We start from the raw sequence: 19663 nt of genomic DNA on the forward strand, positions 1-19663 counted from the left end.
GAACGGCTTTTCCGATGAAAGATACGTTCGATCAAAGCGCCCGCCGCCAAAATCATTCCTCCCATTCGAGCCCTGTCGGACCGATCTTGATCACGCTTGCCCATCGCGGGGCTCCCGGGCGAATCCGGGTCAAGGTTCGTGGACTCTATCGCTCGGAAATCATGAAGAAGGCGCTTGAAGAACTTCCGGCCAAGAGCCGGTGGCTCGACTCGGTCAGCGCCAATCCGCTTACCGGAAGCGCCTTGGTCCGGTTCAGACTGGATCTGCCGATTGCCCTCATCATCGACGAGCTCGAACTTTGTGCCCGTAGACACTGGAAAACCAATGCCGCGATCGGCGGACCCCGGACGAAAGTCGGACACCAGGGCACGAGGCACTCCAATGCGCTCAAGATCGGCTTTTGGAAAGCCCGGAGGGCTGCTTTTGGAAAACCGCCACTCCAAATCGTCGAGAATCCGGATTTAGAGGCCCCCTCCCGCAAGCGAGTCTGGCACGCAATCGAGGACGAAGAGGTGCTGACGGCCCTGGGGTCCGGACCGGACGGCTTGACCGGAAAGCTTGCCGCGGCGCGTCTTCTTCGTCACGGACCGAATACCTTGAGCCAGCAAAAACCCCGCTCGGCCATGGCGATGTTTGCGGGACAACTCATGAGTCCGCCGGTCGCGTTGCTCGGCGTGTCGGCGGTAATTTCCATCGCCACCGGAGGCGTCGCGGATGCTCTAGCCATCCTGAGCGTCGTGTTGATCAATGCCGGCATCGGCTATTTCACCGAAAGTGAAGCGGAAAAAATCATCGGTTCGCTGGCCAAGCTGACACCAACCCGGGCGCTTGCCATTCGGGATGGGGAAAAGACGGAAATAGCGGTCGAAAACGTCGTGCCAGGCGACATTCTGGTGCTCGAGCCGGGATCGTTTGTAGCGGCAGACGCACGTCTGATCGCCAGCAACCGGTTGACTGTCGACGAATCGGCGCTGACCGGCGAAAGCCTTCCCGTCGGCAAACACCACAACTATCTGGCTCCTGCGGACGCCCCTCTGGCCGATCGCAAGAATATGGTTCATCGCGGCACCGTCGTCACCGGCGGCAGCGGGACGGCCGTAGCGGTGTCGACCGGCCGCCACACCGAAATCGGCGTGATCCAATCCCTGGTTGGATCGGTCAAACCGCCGGAGACGCCGTTGCAGCGCCAATTGGACCATATGGGCACCCAGCTCGCGCTGTTTTCGGGCGGTATCTGCGCGGCGATGTTCGGCCTCGGCCTGCTGCGCGGGTTCGCCTGGCTGCAAATGTTGAAGTCCTCGATATCTCTGGCCGTCGCGGCCGTTCCGGAAGGCTTGCCGGCGGTGGCGACCACCACCCTGGCCCTCGGCATACGGCGAATGCAGCGCCACCACGTGCTGGTCCGTCAGCTGCCCGCCGTGGAAAGCCTCGGTTCGGTGAGGACCCTTTGCCTCGATAAAACCGGCACGCTAACCGAGAACCGGATGCGGGCCGTCACGATCGAAATGCCTGCAATCTCCGTCACTCGCACGAACGGCAGGTTGCTGATGAACGGAGAACCGTTCGATCTGGCTGAGCAGAATGACCTCGAACGCCTGTTCCAGATCGTATGCCTGTGCAGCGAAGTCAAGCTGGTCGAAAACGGCAGCGGGCGCCAGCTCGACGGAACACCGACCGAATCGGCTTTGGTGGAGATCGCACTGGACGCGGGCGAGGACTTCAAGGCACTGCGGGCACGGCATCCGCTCGTCAAGACGGTACATCGGGCGGAGGATCGTCCGTATATGGTCACCGTTCACAAGAACACTGATGGAAAACACCTGGTCGCGGTCAAGGGCAGTCCGACCGACGTGCTCGGGCTGTGCACGCACGGGCTCCGCGACGGCGAGTACGTAGAGCTTGACGAAACGCAGTGTGCGGCGATCATGACACAGAACGAAGGCTTGGCCGGCCGCGCGTTGAGGGTTCTGGGCGTCGCCTTCGGATATTCCGAAGATATTGGCACCGCATCCGTAAGCCAAAACCTGGTCTGGCTAGGATTGATAGGGATGGAAGACACGGTCCGCCCCGGGATGGCCGAACTCATGGCCAAATTCCATGGAGCCGGAATCAGTACCGTAATGATTACTGGCGATCAGAGCGCCACAGCCTTCTCCGTCGGCAAACGCTTGGGGCTGAACGGCGTTAAGGCTCTCGAAATCATCGACTCCACCAGCCTGGACAAACTCGACCCCGACCTGCTCGCGGGCATCGTGAATGATACGACAGTGTTCGCGCGGGTCAGCCCGGCGCACAAGCTCCGCATCGTCCAGGCGCTTCAAAAGGCCGGACACGTCGTAGCGATGACCGGCGACGGCGTCAACGACGGCCCTGCTTTAAAGGCAGCCGACGTGGGCGTGGCGCTTGGCGGTGGGGGCGCCGAGGTGGCGCGGTCCGTCGCCGACATCGTTCTGGAAGACGACAATCTGCACACCATGATCGCTGCCGTTGAGCAGGGACGAACGATTTACTTGAACATCCGAAAGAGCCTGCATTTCCTGCTTTCCAGCAACTTGAGCGAAGTCGAGATCATGCTGATCGGCACGGCGCTTGGTGCCGGCGAAGTGCTGAACCCGATCCAACTGCTGTGGATCAACCTATTGACCGACATCCTGCCCGGCCTCGGATTGGCGCTCGAGCCGCCCGAGCAGGACGTGCTGAAACAGGCGCCCCGCAGCCCAACCGAGCCAATCATCCGCCGCTCCGATGCCGCCAGATTGATGCGTGAATCACTGCTTCTCTCCGGCGGCGCCATGGCTGTTTACGGATATAGCGTTGCCCGGTATGGCTTGGGGCCAAAAGCGGGCACCGGCGCCTTTATGACTATCACGCTCGGTCAGTTGCTCCACGCCATCAGTTGCCGGTCCGAGCGCACCGGCGTGTTCGATAGGGAGAAACGGCCAACCAACCGGCTATTGAGTGCGGCTTTGTTCGGTTCAGCCGCTCTTCAAATCGGCGCGGCCTTTTTGCCTCCGTTGCGCAATTTGCTCCGACTTTCGCCCATCGGCGCCCTCGATTGGGTCGCGATCGGGGCCGGAGCAACCACGCCGTTTTTAATCAATGAGGGGATTAAACGGTTAAAAACCGACTCGCAACAAAAGGAGCGGCGATCATGAAAAAGAGCTTTTTGTTCACTTCGGAATCGGTGGCCGAAGGGCACCCCGATCGGTTATGCGACACCATCAGCGACGCGATTGTTGACCGGTTTCTCCAGCAGGATCCTTACTCTCATATCGTGACCGAATGCGCCTTGTCGAAAGGAATCGTGTTCGTCGCCGCCCGCTTTGCTTCGAAAGCGACCGTGGACATTCCGGATCTGGCGCGGCAGGTTGTCGGCGCGGTCGGTTATCGCAAGGAAGATTTCAACGCCGCCGAATGCACCGTGGTCACCAGCCTTATGGCGCAACCTCTCGATCAACGGTATGAATGGGACGAGCGGGAATTGACCGACAAGGAGCTCGACCGAATCACCGTCCGCAATCAAATCACTCAGTTCGGTTTCGCCTGCAATCAAACGACCGAGCTGATGCCGTTTCCGATTACCATGGCCAACCGCTTGGCCCGGCAACTGACCGTGGCGCGCGAGAACAAAACCGTTTCCTACTTATCGCCCGACTGTACCACGCAGGTCGGCGTGGAATTCGAAAGCGGCAGACCGAACAGGATTCACAGCATTACCCTGATCGCGGGGCCTCATGGGGGCGATCAAATCGACGCAGCCCAGCTTCGCGCCGATCTTCTCGACCACGTTATCAATCCCGCTTTTGCGAACGAATCGATTCGGCCGGACGATCAGACAGACATCTTCATCAATCCGCGCGGCACTTTCCCGAAAAGCGGCCCCGCCGCACACTCGGGCATGACCGGACGAAAGACAGCGAGTGATACCTACGGCGGTTACGCGCGGCATTCCGGATCGGCCTTGTCCGGCAAAGACCCCTGCCGTATCGACCGCGTCGGCGCCTATGCCGCACGCTACGCCGCCAAAAACGTTGTAGCGGCCGGGCTCGCCGACGAATGCGAAGTCCAGCTGAGCTACACGATCGGGCAGTCCAGGCCGGTCAGCATTCAAGTGTCGGCATTCGGTACCGGCAGCGTCGACGAAAATACGATCAAGAACAGACTCGAAGAATGCATCGATTTCCGGCTAGGAGCGATCATCCGGAAATTCGGACTTCGCTACTTGCCCGCGCAATACAAAGGGATGTTTTACCGGATGCTACCGGCACACGGCCACATGGGCGCGTCATTCACCGAACTGCCTTGGGAACGCATTGATATCGAGAGCAAGCTCCGCTGATCGGCATCAGACAAGCGCAGGCTTGTTCCCGCGCTTGACCCCGCGAGCACAATGCCCACCTATTTTCGGGTAAGATGTCGGCATACAACTGCCTAGTATCTTTTCCGACACCTATCCCCCACTACCGTTGATGATTCGCGCAGCCAACTTGGACGATCTGGACGCCCTCGTTCGGATCGAAGACCGATGTTTCGATACGGACCGTATTTCCCGGCGCAACTTCCGGTATCTCCTTACCAAGGCGAATGCGGCGACCCTCGTGGATGATCATGAAGGGGTGATTCGCGGATATTCGATGGTGCTATTCCATACCGGCACCTCGCTGGCGCGCCTGTATTCCTACGCGGTCGACCCGCCGTATCGCAGCCAGGGCATAGGCCGGACTCTGGTAATAGCCTCCGAAGAATTGGCCCTGGACCGCGAATGCGTGACCTTGCGGCTCGAAGTTCGGCGCGATAATCGACCTTCGATCAAACTGTTTGAAAATCTCGGCTATCGTTATCTGGAAAGCGTTCCCGACTACTACGAAGACCACGCCTCGGCCTTGCGGTTCGAGAAAATGCTGGCACCTCATTTGAATCCGGAACTGGCTCGGGTGCCGTATTACCAGCAGACTCTCGATTTCACCTGCGGTCCGGCATCCCTGATGATGGCCATGAAGACCCTGCAATCCGATGTAGAGCTGGACCGAAAACTCGAGTTGCGGCTATGGCGCGAATCGACCACTGTTTTCATGACCTCCGGGCACGGCGGGTGCGGGCCTTATGGACTCGCGCTTTCGGCGTTTCACCGCGGGTTCGATGTCGAGGTTTATGTCAATGATGAAGGCGCACTTTTCATTACCTCGGTACGTGATCCAGAGAAACGGGTGGTGATGCAGGTCGTACAGGAGGATTTTTTGGATGAACTGAAAAGACTACCGGTCAAGATCGTGTATGCCGCCCTCAACTGCAATGAGTTGCAGGAAAAAATGGAGCAAGGCGGCATACCGGTTGTGCTGATCAGTTCCTATCGTCTTTATCAGGAAAAGTTTCCCCACTGGATCGTGGTGACAGGCTTCGACGAACATTATTTTTACGTGCACGATCCCTATGTCGATTATTCAGCCGGAAAGACAGCCACCGACTGCATCAACATGCCCATTCTCAAGACCGATTTTCAACGCATGGCCCGCTACGGAAAAACCGGACAAAAGTCTGTACTGATCCTTCGCAAATCAAAGTCGCGCCGGCGCCACTGATATGTCCGTCCACATCGTCGTTGTCGAGAGTCTAAAGGACTGGCAGCCGGACTATCCGCGCGTGCCCGTGGTTGCAGCCTGCGATTATTTATCGAAGGCCGAGTACCTAAAAACGAAGGATGTCCGCGTCATCAATTTGTGCCGCAGTTATCGTTACTTAAGCATGGGGTATTTTTGCTCTTTGCTGGCGGAGCCGCGCAGCCATCGGGTCATTCCAACCGTGAGAACCCTCACCAGCCTCAGCAGTAAATCCATTTACAGCCTTAACATCGAGGATCTCAACGGCATAATCCAGAAACGCTTCAAGAAGCGCGAGAGCAAAATCGATGAGACCTTCGAGCTTCCGATTTTTTTCGGTCGCTGCGAAGATCCGAATATGCAGGACCTTTCCCGGCAGATCTTCGATCTATTTCAATGTCCGTTGCTTAAAGTCGAGTTCCGCTATCAAGGCAAGTGGCATATAGACACCGTAAAGCCGATGCACCTCACGAGCTCGATGTGCGAACCGAACCGGCAACTTTTCATCGACGGACTGAACAGCTACCTCGCGAAACCATGGCGGAGGCCCCGCGCCAGGAGCACGTCGCGCTATGATCTGGCGGTGCTGCGTAATCCCGCCGAGAACATGCCGCCTTCCAATGCCGGCGCTTTGCAAAAGCTCGTCAAAGCCGGAAAAAAACAAGGGGTCGATGTCGAACTGATCGAGAAGAGAGATTACGAGCGCTTGGCGGAATACGACGCTCTATTTATTCGCGAAACCACCAATATTGATCACTACACCTATCGCTTCGCGAGAAAAGCGCAGATTGAAGGCATGGTGGTCATAGATGATCCCGATTCCATCCTGAAGTGCGCCAACAAGGTCTATTTGGCCGAACTAATGGACGCGCACCACATTCCCACACCGAAAAGCAAAATTCTCCAAAAGGGGCACGTCGAATCGATGAATGGCAACATCGGCTACCCCGTCGTCCTTAAGATCCCGGACGGCTCGTTTTCTCGGGGCGTATACAAAGCCGATGACGAGCGTGAATTTAGAACACTTTCGCAAAAACTGTTCAAGGAATCCGATCTGATCCTCGCCCAAGAATTCGTTTATACGTCGTTCGACTGGAGAGTGGGCATACTCAATGGACAACCCTTGTTCGCCTGCCAGTACTACATGTCTCGTGCGCATTGGCAAGTCGTCAGGCACCGGTCGTCCGGGAAGGCCGTAGAGGGAAACTTTCGGACTTTACCAATCGAAGAGACCCCTAGCGCTGTCGTCGATACCGCGCTGGCCATCGCCAAACTGATCGGGGACGGTCTTTACGGAGTCGATCTCAAACAAACCGAGAACGGTGTCTACGTGATCGAAATTAACGATAACCCGAACATCGATGCCGGCATCGAGGATCACGTCCTCGGTGACAGACTCTATCAAATCATCATCGGCGAATTCGTACGCCGCTTAGATATCCGTCGCGAGAGCCGCTGAGCGATACCCGGATTCAAGGCAATGGATAGCGAAATGGAGCTGGCGAGAGGATTCGAACCCCCGACCGGCTGATTACAAATCAGCTGCTCTACCGACTGAGCTACGCCAGCAATGGATATGGATAAAACGGCATAAATTATATCACTAGAAGCCGGAAAGGAGTTGAAGGTTGTCTTCAGTTCATTCTGGCTCTGTAGTGAGTAAAATTTAGGTAAATTACCGGCTGGTACATTTTCGGCGCTAGCGTGGGCATCATTCGGAAGCATTTAGCCGGTAACCGGCACAAGCGATGCGAAACCTATGACCCACCGAGATATAGGAACCTATAGTCTTAAGGGGAACACCCTGCCCTCATAATAATATAGAGGGATAATCAGCTGGGCCCAAATAAGCCACCTTCCGCGTCATAAGCTCTCTAGGCCGCACACAGCGCACCGAGATCCGAATTAATCTCCGATCTAAACAAAGAAAAAAGCCCTCCTTCAGAGAAGGAGGGCTTTTCAGTGCCGACCGTCGGTCGTAAAGCCTCGAGGGCGCCGGGACCCGGCGCCCCCTTGGTCTTACATGAAGGACGGGATCAGCGGAGCGTCGATCTGGGTGACCTGACGGCCGCCCGCATCGTCAAAGAAGAACAACAGACCGGCAAAGCGGCTGTCCGGATCGTAGATGATGTCGGACAAACGATAGACTTCCCACGCCGCATCGCTGGCGGTAACGTCAATCGTCCGCGTCTCACCCGGCTGCAGCGGGCTGTTGTCGCTCACTTCAAGCCCATCGTCCGCCAACAGGTCTTCCGGATAACCGGTGGTGTCGCGGTAGACATCGCTGTCCAGGAAACGCACCGACGCGGTGTAGAACTCACCCAACCGCACCGGCTTGTTGCCGTTGTTGGTGACGGTGAGCTTCATGCGCATCGCACGGCCCGGTACCCGGTAGGTGGCGTCGGCAACCTTCACCGAAATCGTCGACTTCGGCATTTCGATCGGCTGAATGCCTCTCATGGTGCCGGCCTGCAACGGAATGGTGATCGGGTATTTGCTGTTGGCGCTCGACATCGCGAAGATCACGATCAGGATCGTCGCCGCGGCAAAGCCCATCGCCACTTTCTTGTCACCCGCCGAGACCAGCTCGTCCGCACGGCCCGCTTCCACCATCAGGTAGCGCGGCAAGAAGGCCGGACGACGGACCCAGTACACGATCCAGGCGACGCCAATGGCGTACCAGAAGAAGTGCCAGAAGTAGGTGTTGCCTTCGTTGTAGGTCTCCAGATCCACGGTCTGACCGGTCAGGGTGGTCACCGGGTTCTTGAATTCGCTCATGGAGCCTTCGATCGTGATCCACTTGCCGGGGCCGATGATCGGACCACCGCCTTCGACGTTCATCATGGTGTGCACGTGCCAGTCACCCGGACGGCGCGCTTTCAACACAACTTTGAACTCGTAGGTCTTGCCGATCTCCAAGCGCACCGAACGCGGCACCAACTGGCCACCGATGTACGATTCTTTGCGGATGAAGACCGGACCCGGAATACCGATGTTCAAGAACGCGGTATCGGGCTCGGCGACCGTTTCCGGCCAGCCTTCGAACACGTGGAATTTACCGGTGATTTCGACGGTGTCGTTGACCTTCACCTTCTCTTTCGACCAGTTCAGATCGTACCAGTGGATGGTACGCATACGCATGAACGCCGCCTGCGATTTCTCACCGTGGGCCGAGGCGCTCGGCGCGTAGAAGCTGGTCGCGGCAAACGTGGCCAGCAAACCGACCATGGACCACTTGGCGATCCTGTCTTTGAGTAGTTTCATAGGTTCTTCCTCTCTCGAGTCTATTCTGTTGTACCCGCCTCTCAAGCCCCCGCGTCAGGGCGCTTCAAAGGCTGGGTGCGTTTTGCTTGTACGTCCGATTCCGGTCCCGATTAGGTCTGCTTCAAGAACCGAATGGTCGAGAACCAACGGCCCACAAAGTGCCACATGAAGTAGATCAGGATCGACATGAACGCCGAGAAGAAAGCCGATACCGGCGCTACGTCCTTACCGAAGGTACGCAGGGTGCCTTTTTCAACCATGCGGATGTACTCGGGGGTACCGGTACGGACATAGTTGTAACCCTGAATGTCGGCAATCGACATCAGCATGCCGTTGTATTCCACCGGCACGTGCAGCGGCGCAATCATCGGCCAGTTGCCCGGATAGAACACCAGACCCCACGCCATACCGCCCACGATCGCCGTGAACAGGTAGCTGCCCGAAAGCATCAGGAAGGTGTCGAGCAAAATCGCACCCGGAACCAGAACCGCCGGGAATACGAAGTTGATGGGGAAGTAGGTCCAGCCCCAGAAGTTGAAGTAGCGGTTGACCCATTCACCAAACAGCAACGCCAACACCGCGATGGTCGCGCCCCAGGGGTTGCGGAACTTTTCCCAGGCCCACGCCTGGATCGCCGCCGGGAAGGTCACCAACACGATCGGGGTCACCGTGACCCACAGACGACGGTCTTTCCAGTCCGACCAGAAGTCCCAGTCACCCATGGTCAACATGGCGTGAATGTGATACGAACCACACACTACAAAGAAGAAAATGAAGATCCCCAGGTAGTCAATGGTCCTGGAGACTTGCACTGCTTCGGCATGAGACCGAACCGCAGATTGAAGTGCGCTCATGAGTTACCTCCAAAAGTTCATTTATTGTCGTTTTAGATGACCGCCCGCCGGGTGGTCATCGTCACGTCCAGTGCCGGTCGCAGCGGCCGCGCCGATCGGTGGTTACCGTCGCCGCCCCGCCGCAACCCATCCAAACTTATTTCGCGATCAGACCTTGATCCACCGCTTCACAGATTTCCTTGCCCATCAGGTTCGAGAAGCTCGCAAACACCTGCAGCAACACGCCCATGATGGCCAATGCCAGCCAGCCGAAGATCACGAAGCCGTAGTGCAAGGGCGCTACGAACAACTCTTCCATAAACCAGAAGGTGTGACCCCATTCGTTCAAGCCAACGTTCGGCAGAATCATGAACGGACCGGTCCACAGAATCAGGTACGCCAGCGACAAGCCTTTCGAAGCCGAAAAGTGCGGCAGGCGGGTATGCGCATACAGGAACGCGCCACCACCCGTGATGATGTAGATCGGATAGCTCAGGTAGAACTCGATGATGTGCGACGGCGTGAAGTCGGTGTCGCGAACAATCGTCTGGTGCCAGGTGCCGTCCTGCTCGGTGAAGTAGCTCGCACCCCAGTAAATGGCCCATGCATACGCAAACAGCCAAATCAGGTGCGTCATGTTCCGGCGCAGTTCTTCCCGCGGCGCCAGTGCCGCCAGGTTGCGGTCACGGGTCTTCCACAGGTAGCCCCACAGAATCGAGGCGGTGACCACTTCCAGTACGATTTCGGTGTACAGGAAGTTCATCCAGTACGTCTCGAATTCCGGTGCGAACGAATCCAGACCGGCGGACCAGCCGTAGACCCCTTCATACCACCGAACCCACATATAAAAGACCGTGTACAGCATGAACGCAAAGGTCAGCCACTTCATGTCCAAAAGCGGCTTGTCTTGCGCTGCTACGCCACCAACTGTTGTTGCAGCCATAGTTTTACCTCCAAAGTTAGTACTCATTCGCGGTGCGTCGCCGCCCCGCTACCTCGTCGTGCATCCTTGTCTTCTTCATTCTTGCCCCTGGCCCAAGGGCCCCTGCGACAAAATGCCCCACTCCTAGGGTGCGTTGCAGTCTATCACTCATTCATGCCTTGTCAAGGCTATATCCGACGATTCCTACTGCCTTTCCGACTGGAGCTCTGAGGCCGCGATAAATCAGGGCAAAAGCACACACACAGAAAAGAGACTGGCACGCGTTCGCGCTCTTGCAGAAAGGCCAGGAATGGGCACTCCAAACGAGCCTGCCGCCCGGAATTCAGAGAACACGAAAGCTCAGTACCAAAAGAAATGGAAGAAGCCGCAAAGGAGTGAAAAAACACGTACCAATGGTTTTCCGAGACTATTCGATTGAACCGACGGACCGAGCATCAATCACTTCCGCGGCCTCGCGGGCGATTTCCAGCTCCTCGTCTGTCGGCACGATTAGGATTTTGGCTCGACTATGGGAGGCTTGCAGCTCCGACGTTTCAGACGCGTCCATTGCGTTTTTGCGTACATCGATCACGATTCCGAACGGCTCTAGACCCGAGCAGATTTTGTAGCGGATGGGAGCGGCATGCTCACCGATACCGCCCGTAAAGATCAACGCATCGATGTTACCCAGCACAGCCAAGTAGCCCCCGATGTATTTTTTGATCGCGTAACAGTACATTTCGACGGCCAACCGGGCGTCTTCGCCGCCGACCGCAGCACGCCGCAAAATTTCGCGCATATCATTCGCCCCGACGAGCGCCTTGAGCCCGGCGTTCCTGCTTAGAAGGCACTCTATGTCTCTCGCTGAATAATTGCGGGAGTTCATCAAATGGAGGACGATGCCGGGATCGATGTCGCCGCACCGCGTACCCATGATTAAGCCCGCCAAAGGCGTCATGCCCATCGATGTATCGACGCTACGGCCGTGCTTAATGGCTGTAGCGCTCGCCCCATTACCCAAGTGCAACGCGATGAAGTTGCACGACTCCGGCGGTCGCCCCAGATGGGCGGCGGCTCGTTTCGTGACGTACGCGAACGAGGTTCCGTGAAACCCGTACCGGCGTATTCGATCGTCCCGATAAAATTTTTTCGGCAGCGCGTAATGGTAGGCGTGAGGCGGCATGGATTGGTGAAAGGCCGTATCGAACACAGCGACCTGAGGCACGCCTGGCCAGAGTGCGCGGCAAACCTCAATGCCCAGCAAATTTGGCGGATTATGGAGAGGCGCGAGCGGAACAGCCGCTCGAATCGCCGCCATGACCGAATCGTCGACGACGACAGCGGAACGGAAAGTCTCCCCTCCGTGCACCACACGGTGGCCGATTGCAAAAAGCTCGTTCGGGTCCGGCAACTCGCCAGACTCGTCGAGCCTCCGCATCACTTCGGCAAAGGCTTGACGGTGGTCAGCGAATCCATGCCCCTCACCACCATCTTCAGGCGAAGAAGTGTGAGTCTCTCCAATTCGTTCGATAATGCCTGACAGCAGGACACGTTCGTCACTCAGATCAAACAACCGATACTTTACGGACGAACTACCCGAGTTGAGGACCAAAAGCTTCCTCTGCATGAGTTCTCAGCCAGCTTGTGGGAGTGCGTCTACGAAATCCTTTCCGGGCCGCGCCATCGTCGCTCGCTCATTATTGAGGCCATGTCCAATTGGCGAACTCCGGCTTGTCCACACCGTGCTCATACGCATAATTGCTGCACTCGATCTGCATGTCGCGAAGCTTTTCCTTGACATGGGCGCCCGCAACCAACAGCCCCGGCACGCGATTAATCACATCGATCGCCAGGCTGAAACGGTCGATTTCGTTCTCGATGGCCAATTCCAGCGGGGTATTGATATTTCCTTTTTCTTTATACCCTCGCACGTGCAGGTTCTTATGATTGGTTCTTCTGTAAGAGAGGCGATGGATCAGCCACGGATACCCGTGGAAATTGAAAATAATCGGCTTATCCAAGGTGAAGAGACTGTCGAAATCGCGGTCGTTAAGGCCGTGGGGGTGTTCGCTTGCAGGCTGCAGCTTGAACAAATCGACCACATTGATGAAACGGATCTTCAATGTCGGGAAGTGCTCGCGCAGGAGCATGACAGCCGCTAGCGCCTCTTTCGTTGGGATGTCGCCGCAACCCACCATGACGACATCCGGCTCCGAACCCTGGTCGTTGCTCGCCCAATCCCAGATTCCCAGGCCCTTGATGCAATGCTTTATCGCTGCTTCCATGTCCAAATACTGCAAATGCTTCTGTTTGTCCGAAACAATCACGTTGACGTTATAGGTACTTCGGAGGCAATGGTCCGCCACGCATAGGAGCGTATTGACGTCGGGGGGCAGGTAAATACGGGTCACTTCGGGGCTCTTGTTGACCACGAGATCGAGAAACCCCGGATCCTGATGAGTGAAGCCGTTATGATCCTGTCGCCATACGGTAGAGGTGATCAAGAGGTTCAGGGAAGATACGGGAGCGCGCCAGGGGATGTCGTTGGCGATATCCAGCCATTTTGCGAACTGGTTGAACATCGAGTCGATCACGTGGACGAAGGCCTCATAGGTCGAGAAGAATCCGTGCCGCCCGGTAAGCAGATAGCCCTCGAGCCAGCCCTCCAGCGTGTGCTCCGACAACATTTCCATAACACGCCCCTCCGGCGATAATTCGCCGCCGTCGGCGTCCTCCGGCAAGTAGTCGGCCAGCCACATTTTTTTGCTGGCTTCGTACACATCATCCAGCTTGTTGGAAGTGGTCTCGTCCGGACCGAATACCCGGAAGTTACTAGGATTTAGCGCCAGAATGTCGCGCAAAAAGCGTCCGAGGGGCCGCGTATTTTCCGACTCCACGGAACCAGGTTTCGGCACCTCGACCGCATAATCGCGAAAATCGGGCATCCTTAAAGCTTTACGGAGCAAGCCACCATTGGCATGGGGATTGGCGCTCATGCGCCGATTCCCCCTGGGAGCCAGAGCCTTCAACTCGGGAACGAGGCGGCCGGTGGCATCGAACAGTTTCTCCGGCTCATAACTTCGCATCCATTCTTCGAGCATCTTGAGGTGCTCCGGATTCTGGGCGACTCCTGCGAGCGGCACTTGGTGCGAACGCCAGAAACCTTCTATTTTGTGGCCGTCGACCGTCTTGGGTCCTGTCCACCCCTTCGGGCTGCGCAGCACGATCATAGGCCACCGCGGGCGGCTCAGGCCACCGCCCTGGCGGGCTTCCTGCCGAATCCGACGAATTTCGAGCACGCAATGTTCTAAAGTAGCCGCCATCGCTTGATGCATGGTTTCCGGATCGCTGCCCTCGACAAAATAGGGCGTCCATCCATATCCCGCGAACAGCTGCTCCAGTTCCTCATGGGAAATGCGCGCCAGGACGGTCGGATTATTGATCTTATATCCATTGAGGTGGAGGATCGGCAGTACCGCACCGTCCCGAACCGGATTGAGGAATTTATTCGAATGCCAGGAGGCTGCGAGAGCTGCGGTTTCTGCCTCGCCATCGCCGACCATTACGGTAACCAAGAGATCGGGGTTATCGAACGCCGCACCGAAGGCATGGGAAATGCTGTAACCTAACTCTCCCCCTTCATGGATCGATCCCGGCATTTCCGGCGTGCAATGGCTGCCGATTCCGCCTGGAAACGAGAATTCCCTGAAGAACAGACGCATCCCCTCTTCGTCTTCATTTTTATTCGGATAGATTTCGGAGTACGTACCCTCGAGATAAACCGGCGCCAATACGCCTGGCGCTCCATGACCGGGGCCGGTGATGAAAATCGCATCAAGATCGTACTTATTGATTAGGCGATTGAGATGAACGTAGCTGAAACTCAAGCCGGGACTGGAGCCCCAATGACCGAGCAAGCGTTTTTTGATATGCCCCGGCTGCAAAGGCTCTTTCAGCAGAGGATTGTCCTTCAGATAAATCATGCCCACCGCAAGGTAGTTGCACGCCCGCCAGTAGGCATCGAGTTTTTGCAGCTCGTCGGCCTCGAGTGGGTGTTCCGCGATAAAAGACGCCATGGGCTTACCTCGCTGTTTGTTAGCTGATGAACTTAAGAAACAAGGCCGATTAAAACTCGGCCTTCATCATTGACTTTGCTTCGAAAACAACCAATTTTAGTTTGACAAGCTTAGATGAGCATAATTTGATTACTTTTATCCGAAAAACCATGCAAATGCCGACGCGAACATCTATGAATTCGCGAAAACTTCCCACAAACGGCAACTCTTAAACGAGAACGTCGTGACACGGGTTGGAACGCATGAGAAACCGCACACGATTTTGGCGTCCATCCGGACTCGCCATAAAATGACGGCCTTCAAACATCGCCGGCGCATCAACTTTTGAACCCTCTCCGCAAGCTTGCCTCGCAAACCGTCATCTACGGCTTGAGCAGCATCATCGGCAGATTCCTCAACTATCTGCTGGTTCCGCTGTACACCTATACGTTTCCGGCGCAGGAATACGGCATCGTTTCGGAGTTTTATGCCTACGCCGGCTTTTTCGCCGTACTCCTGGTGTTCGGCCTGGAAACGGGCTTTTTCCGCTTCAGCAACCGGGAAGAACTCCGGTCGGACACCGTATACTCGACGGCGCTCGTCTTCTTGATATTGGCGAACCTGGCGTTTGTCTCCGGAATCGTCGTATTTCGCGAACCGCTTGCGGCGCTGCTCCGCTATTCGGAGCATCCGGAATATCTGGTGTGGTTCGGCGCGATTCTGGCGCTCGATTCCATCTCCGCACTGCCGTTCGCCAAACTGCGCTCCGAAAACCGGGCTTGGCGCTTTGCCGGCATCAAACTGATCGAAATCGTACTCGCCATAGGACTCAACCTGTTCTTCCTGGTTTATTGCAAAAAGGCCGAGGAGCTTTGGCCGAACTCGCTTGGAGCGCGTTTGTACGATCCGGCTATCGGTGTCGGCTATATCTTCCTGGCAAATCTTGCGGCCAGCGCGTTCAAGCTCCTGCTGCTCCTGCCGCAATTCAAAAGCTTGCGGCATGGGCTCGATTCGCGACTCCTGAAAAGCTTGCTGGCTTACTCTCTGCCGATGGTGGTGATCGGATTTGCGGGGATGGTCAACGAAATGCTCGACCGCGCCATCCTGAAATTTCTGCTGCCCTATGATCTTGCAACCAATCTGCGCATGCTGGGCATCTATGGCGCGTGCTACAAGCTGTCGATCCTGATGTCGCTCTTCATACAGGCCTTCCGTTATGCAGGCGAACCCTTCTTTTTTGCATATGCCGGACGGGCGGACGCAAAGCGCGCTTATGCGCTCGTGATGAATTATTTCGTGATCTTCTGCGTATTCATCTTCCTGGTGGTGACCCTGTACATCGACGTATTCAAGTACTTCGTCGGCGTGGAATACCGGGAAGGGCTTCACGTCGTGCCCGTTTTGCTCTTGGCCAATCTGTTCCTGGGCATCTACGTCAACCTGTCGATCTGGTACAAACTCACCGATCGAACCCTGATGGGGGCATGGGTATCCTTGATCGGCGCCGCGCTCACCATCGGCCTGAATATATGGTGGATTCCGATCATGGGCTACATGGGCTCGGCCTGGGCGACGCTGGCGTGTTATGCCACGATGACCGTCATTTCCTACGCTCTCGGTCAATACTATTACCCGGTGCGTTATCCGCTAGGAAAGATCGTGGGCTATCTCCTGCTCGGATTATTGCTGTACGGCGGACACAAAGATCTGGTGGAGTCGTGCGGCTTGACGTCCTGGACGGTCGGCACGGCATTCCTCGGGCTTTACCTCCTGATCGTCGCCCTGGTGGATATGCGCCCTATGCTCAGAAAACGGCAGCCGGCGTAAGGCTCGCTCTCGGCAGAACGTCGACAGACTGAAAATCAGTAGCGGTCATACGGCCCCGCCGCATGCCGAAGATGCTGAGCCAGATAATCCGGTCGATGCATGGGACCAGCCAAAATCAGGCCAGCCAGAAATCCCCCCACGTGTGCCCAGAACGCCACGCCACCGCCAGCCTCTTGCAGGGCTGGGAGTCCACCTGCGATCTGGATGAAGAACCAATATCCCAGCATGGCAATGGCAGGCAAAGCCACGGTAGTCACATAGAATCCGAGGAAGATCAGCGTCACTATTCTGGCCCTCGGATAGAGCCGAGCATACGCTCCCATTACCCCTCCGATCGCGCCGGACGCACCCACCATGGGTATTGCCGCAGCCGGATCGGTGAAGATCTGAGCGCCGGCGGCGGCCAAGCCACATGCGAGATAAAAAATAACGAACCGTATCGGCCCCATCGAGTCTTCGACGTTGTCGCCGAACACCCAAAGGAACCAGAGATTTCCGATGATGTGAAACCACCCGCCGTGGAGGAACATATGGGTCACCAGGGTCAGGACGGACGTGTCCCCGGTCAGCTCGCAGCCCAGATTTTCTCCGAGGGGAATGACGGTTCCGGCCGGTACACGATCGAACAGCTCACCCGGGATCAAGCCATAATTGCACAAGGACCACGCCAGCGGCTCGCCGTTACCCAAGCCTTGAACAAAAACCCAACTGGCGATATTCAGGCCGATTATCGCAATCGTCGCCACTGGCCTCCTGACAATCGGATTTTCGTCTCGTAATGGGAACATAGATTCCTCGCATGTCTTGTGAGTGGTATTTGGGAAACCCAAGGCCGTCGCGACACTCGACTCCAGCGCCATGCTAATTGGAGTCCGGGAGAAAAAGAAGCCAAGATCAAGCGAACCTGTAAACGGCGCCACTAGCCGCTATCAATAAAGGTCGACCGGATCGACGTCTATAGACCAACGGACTCGCTTGGCTTCATCAAGTTCCGAAATCAACGGCAGCAGTGACTCGATAAGTCCGTGCAGCAGATTGCGCCTGGCGGATTGAAACAGCAGTTGATAACGCTGCCGTCCGGCTCGCCGCGCCATCGGTGCGGGAACCGGCCCCAACACCAACAATTCGGGCGACGGTCGCTCGTTCGCAAGATCGGCAACTCGCCCCAAGAAGCTTCGCGGCGCATCGATGTCGGTCGCCTCCGCCCGCCATAGCGCCTGATAGGTAAAGGGGGGCAACTGCGCCGCTCGGCGCTCGTCCGTACAGGCTTTTGCAAAACCGGAATAGCCGTCCCTGATCAACACATGAAGCAATGGGTGGCCAGGGTGCCGAGTCTGCAAAACGACGGTGCCCATTCGTTCTTCCCGCCCGGCGCGGCCCGCTACTTGAATAATCAATTGCGCAGTCCGTTCGCCGGAACGAAAGTCGGTGCTGTAGAGGCCGGAATCCACATCCGTGATTCCGACCAGCGTGACCCGCGGAAAATGATGGCCTTTCGCCAGCATCTGGGTGCCGATCAGGATATCCATCCGGCCTTCGTGAATGTCGTTCAAAAGCGTTTCCAATCGTCCTTTGCGCCGCGTGCTGTCGCGGTCAATGCGCACTATGCGGGCGCCTGGGAACAACTCTGCCAACGCGTTCTCCACGCGCTCGGTCCCGAGCCCCAAGGGGCGAAGGTCTTCACTGCCGCAGCCGTTACAAGAACGGGCCAAGGACTGTTCGAACCCGCAGTGATGGCAACGCAGACGCCCGTCACCGGCATGAACGACCAAGTTCGCGTCGCAACGTCGGCAACGGGCGACCCATCCGCAGGCGTGACAAATCAAAGTCGGCGCAAAACCGCGCCGATTGACGAACAACAGCGCCTGCTCGCCGCGGCTCAATGTGTCGGCAATATACGCGATCAGTGCCGGCGAAAGCCCTTCCCGCAAGCGATGCCCTCGAATATCGAGCAATCGGAAACCGGGTTGGAGCGCCCCGCCTGCGCGATGAAGAAGCCGCAAATGCCGATACCGCTCCTGCGATACGTTGCAGAGACTTTCCAAAGACGGCGTGGCCGACCCCAACAGAATAGGAATGTTGAACAGACGGGCTCGCATGACGGCCACGTCGCGCGCCGAGAAGCGGAAGCCATCCTGCTGCTTGAATGAAGTGTCGTGCTCCTCGTCCAGAATGATCATCCCCGGCGACTTCATCGGGGTGAAGACGGCGGAACGGGTACCGAGCAGAATACTCACCTCCCCTCGCTGCATTTGTAGCCAGGAACGGCAGCGCTCGGTTTCCGTGAGCCCGGAATGAAATATCGCGACCGGAACCGAGAAGCGGCTGCGAAAGCGGGCTTGCAACTGAGGCGTCAGATTGATTTCCGGCAGCAAGATCATGATCTGCTCGCCTCGCGCCAAAACCTCCTGCGTCAATTGCAGATACACTTCGGTTTTACCGCTGCCGGTCACGCCTTCCAGCAAGAAAGCGGCGTACGCGCCCATGACCTCCCGAACGGCGGCTATTGCGCGCTGCTGGTCCTCGTTGAGATCGAAAGGAGGAGATTTGAGTGAATTGTGGGCAGGTACTTGCGCTTCCCGGCTCTGGCACCAGCACGCCAAACCTTTCCGAACCAGGCCGTCTACAGCACCGCGCCAGTCCCAATCCAGTTCGCTCAAAAGACTATGAGGAACGCCGTTCGGATGCTCGCGGAGCAATCCGATCAACGCCGCTTGGCGAGGGGCTCTCTTGCATGACTGCGCCGCGAAAGCATAGTCCTCCGTGACCAGGCGAAGAACCCTTTCTCCCGCGAGCTCGGCCGCACTGCCCTTGCGCAACAGGACGGCCAGAGCCGCTGCGACGACCTCACCGATAGGATGGTGATAATAACGGCTCGCCCAGTTGAGCAACCGGAGATCGTCGGAAGACAGCAAGGGATCGCTGTCGAGTATCGCTAACGCCTCCTTCAAACGTCCACGGTCCACCTCCGATTCTTCCGCAATGTCCATCAATACGCCAATTTTTCGGCGACGGCCGAAGGGAACTTCGACGCGGACGCCAAGCTTCAAACTCTGAATATCGGAAGCTGAAGGAGGAAGATAGTCGAACAGACGTCGCAAAGGCACCGAAACAGCGATCTTAAGAATTTTCGTCATGTTCAACGAACTGCCACAAATCCCGGGT

At 56.9% G+C, this 19663-nt stretch carries 12 protein-coding genes and 1 tRNA gene; 5 read left to right on the plus strand and 8 right to left on the minus strand.

What is annotated here, in order from left to right; translation table 11 throughout:
• The first annotated feature begins 14 nt into the window (after nt 1-14).
• The 4 genes from ACR2TX_RS04755 to ACR2TX_RS04770 all read left to right on the plus strand — a co-directional run bounded on the left by ACR2TX_RS04755 (nt 15) and on the right by ACR2TX_RS04770 (nt 7056).
• A complete protein-coding gene (locus ACR2TX_RS04755) occupies nt 15-3155 on the plus strand; it encodes a cation-translocating P-type ATPase (protein WP_434131380.1) in 3141 nt (1046 codons plus the stop codon).
• Complete coding sequence (gene metK / locus ACR2TX_RS04760; RefSeq protein ID WP_077730722.1) at nt 3152-4339, plus strand: methionine adenosyltransferase; 1188 nt, start codon at nt 3152-3154, stop codon at nt 4337-4339. Before ACR2TX_RS04755 ends, metK begins: the two co-directional genes overlap by 4 nt.
• Nucleotides 4340-4469: 130 nt before the next feature.
• Complete coding sequence (locus ACR2TX_RS04765) at nt 4470-5579, plus strand: GNAT family N-acetyltransferase/peptidase C39 family protein (protein WP_086134663.1); 1110 nt, start codon at nt 4470-4472, stop codon at nt 5577-5579.
• A gap of 1 nt (nt 5580) precedes the next feature.
• Nucleotides 5581-7056, plus strand: a complete 1476-nt coding sequence (locus ACR2TX_RS04770) for a RimK family protein (RefSeq protein WP_077730720.1) — start codon at nt 5581-5583, stop codon at nt 7054-7056.
• A 34-nt stretch (nt 7057-7090) separates the two neighbouring features.
• On the opposite strand, the gene ACR2TX_RS04775 is transcribed toward ACR2TX_RS04770, so the two are convergent.
• The 6 genes from ACR2TX_RS04775 to ACR2TX_RS04800 all read right to left on the minus strand — a co-directional run bounded on the left by ACR2TX_RS04775 (nt 7091) and on the right by ACR2TX_RS04800 (nt 14692).
• A tRNA-Thr gene (locus ACR2TX_RS04775) sits at nt 7091-7166 on the minus strand.
• 450 nt (nt 7167-7616) lie between these two features.
• Nucleotides 7617-8861 carry a bacterial ammonia monooxygenase, subunit AmoB gene (gene amoB / locus ACR2TX_RS04780; protein WP_086132855.1) on the minus strand — a complete coding sequence of 415 codons (1245 nt, stop codon included), beginning with the start codon at nt 8859-8861 and terminating at the stop codon, nt 7617-7619.
• 110 nt (nt 8862-8971) lie between these two features.
• Entirely contained in the window at nt 8972-9715 is a 744-nt protein-coding gene (amoA, locus tag ACR2TX_RS04785) for a bacterial ammonia monooxygenase, subunit AmoA (protein WP_086132856.1), read from the minus strand.
• A 136-nt stretch (nt 9716-9851) separates the two neighbouring features.
• A complete protein-coding gene (amoC, locus tag ACR2TX_RS04790; protein ID WP_077732835.1) occupies nt 9852-10637 on the minus strand; it encodes a bacterial ammonia monooxygenase, subunit AmoC in 786 nt (261 codons plus the stop codon).
• Nucleotides 10638-11043: 406 nt separating this feature from the next.
• Nucleotides 11044-12243 (minus strand): acetate/propionate family kinase, encoded by a 1200-nt coding sequence (locus tag ACR2TX_RS04795; RefSeq protein ID WP_434131383.1) that lies wholly within the window; start codon nt 12241-12243, stop codon nt 11044-11046.
• A gap of 70 nt (nt 12244-12313) precedes the next feature.
• Complete coding sequence (locus ACR2TX_RS04800) at nt 12314-14692, minus strand: phosphoketolase family protein (protein ID WP_077730891.1); 2379 nt, start codon at nt 14690-14692, stop codon at nt 12314-12316.
• A 324-nt stretch (nt 14693-15016) separates the two neighbouring features.
• Here ACR2TX_RS04800 and ACR2TX_RS04805 point away from each other — a divergent pair, with 324 nt between their 5' ends.
• Nucleotides 15017-16498, plus strand: coding sequence for a lipopolysaccharide biosynthesis protein (locus tag ACR2TX_RS04805; protein WP_086133483.1), 1482 nt, complete (start codon nt 15017-15019; stop codon nt 16496-16498).
• A 35-nt stretch (nt 16499-16533) separates the two neighbouring features.
• Here ACR2TX_RS04805 and ACR2TX_RS04810 read toward each other — a convergent pair whose 3' ends face one another.
• Nucleotides 16534-17286: a rhomboid family intramembrane serine protease gene (locus tag ACR2TX_RS04810; RefSeq protein ID WP_077730889.1), complete on the minus strand. Its 753-nt coding sequence runs from the start codon at nt 17284-17286 to the stop codon at nt 16534-16536.
• A gap of 141 nt (nt 17287-17427) precedes the next feature.
• Nucleotides 17428-19635 carry a primosomal protein N' gene (locus ACR2TX_RS04815; RefSeq protein WP_434131384.1) on the minus strand — a complete coding sequence of 736 codons (2208 nt, stop codon included), beginning with the start codon at nt 19633-19635 and terminating at the stop codon, nt 17428-17430.
• Between the last annotated feature and the right edge of the window lie 28 nt (nt 19636-19663).

This window comes from Methylocaldum sp. GT1BB, assembly GCF_051027545.1.
GTDB lineage: Bacteria > Pseudomonadota > Gammaproteobacteria > Methylococcales > Methylococcaceae > Methylocaldum.

Excerpts from the sequence above, each read along its gene's own strand:
- ACR2TX_RS04755 (WP_434131380.1), top strand. The coding sequence starts at position 15 with ATGAAAGATACGTTCGATCAAAGCGCCCGCCGCCAAAATCATTCCTCC.
- metK (WP_077730722.1), top strand. The coding sequence starts at position 3,152 with ATGAAAAAGAGCTTTTTGTTCACTTCGGAATCGGTGGCCGAAGGGCAC.
- ACR2TX_RS04765 (WP_086134663.1), top strand. The coding sequence starts at position 4,470 with ATGATTCGCGCAGCCAACTTGGACGATCTGGACGCCCTCGTTCGGATC.
- ACR2TX_RS04770 (WP_077730720.1), top strand. The coding sequence starts at position 5,581 with ATGTCCGTCCACATCGTCGTTGTCGAGAGTCTAAAGGACTGGCAGCCG.
- amoB (WP_086132855.1), bottom strand. The coding sequence starts at position 8,861 with ATGAAACTACTCAAAGACAGGATCGCCAAGTGGTCCATGGTCGGTTTG.
- amoA (WP_086132856.1), bottom strand. The coding sequence starts at position 9,715 with ATGAGCGCACTTCAATCTGCGGTTCGGTCTCATGCCGAAGCAGTGCAA.
- amoC (WP_077732835.1), bottom strand. The coding sequence starts at position 10,637 with ATGGCTGCAACAACAGTTGGTGGCGTAGCAGCGCAAGACAAGCCGCTT.
- ACR2TX_RS04795 (WP_434131383.1), bottom strand. The coding sequence starts at position 12,243 with ATGCAGAGGAAGCTTTTGGTCCTCAACTCGGGTAGTTCGTCCGTAAAG.
- ACR2TX_RS04800 (WP_077730891.1), bottom strand. The coding sequence starts at position 14,692 with ATGGCGTCTTTTATCGCGGAACACCCACTCGAGGCCGACGAGCTGCAA.
- ACR2TX_RS04810 (WP_077730889.1), bottom strand. The coding sequence starts at position 17,286 with ATGTTCCCATTACGAGACGAAAATCCGATTGTCAGGAGGCCAGTGGCG.
- ACR2TX_RS04815 (WP_434131384.1), bottom strand. The coding sequence starts at position 19,635 with ATGACGAAAATTCTTAAGATCGCTGTTTCGGTGCCTTTGCGACGTCTG.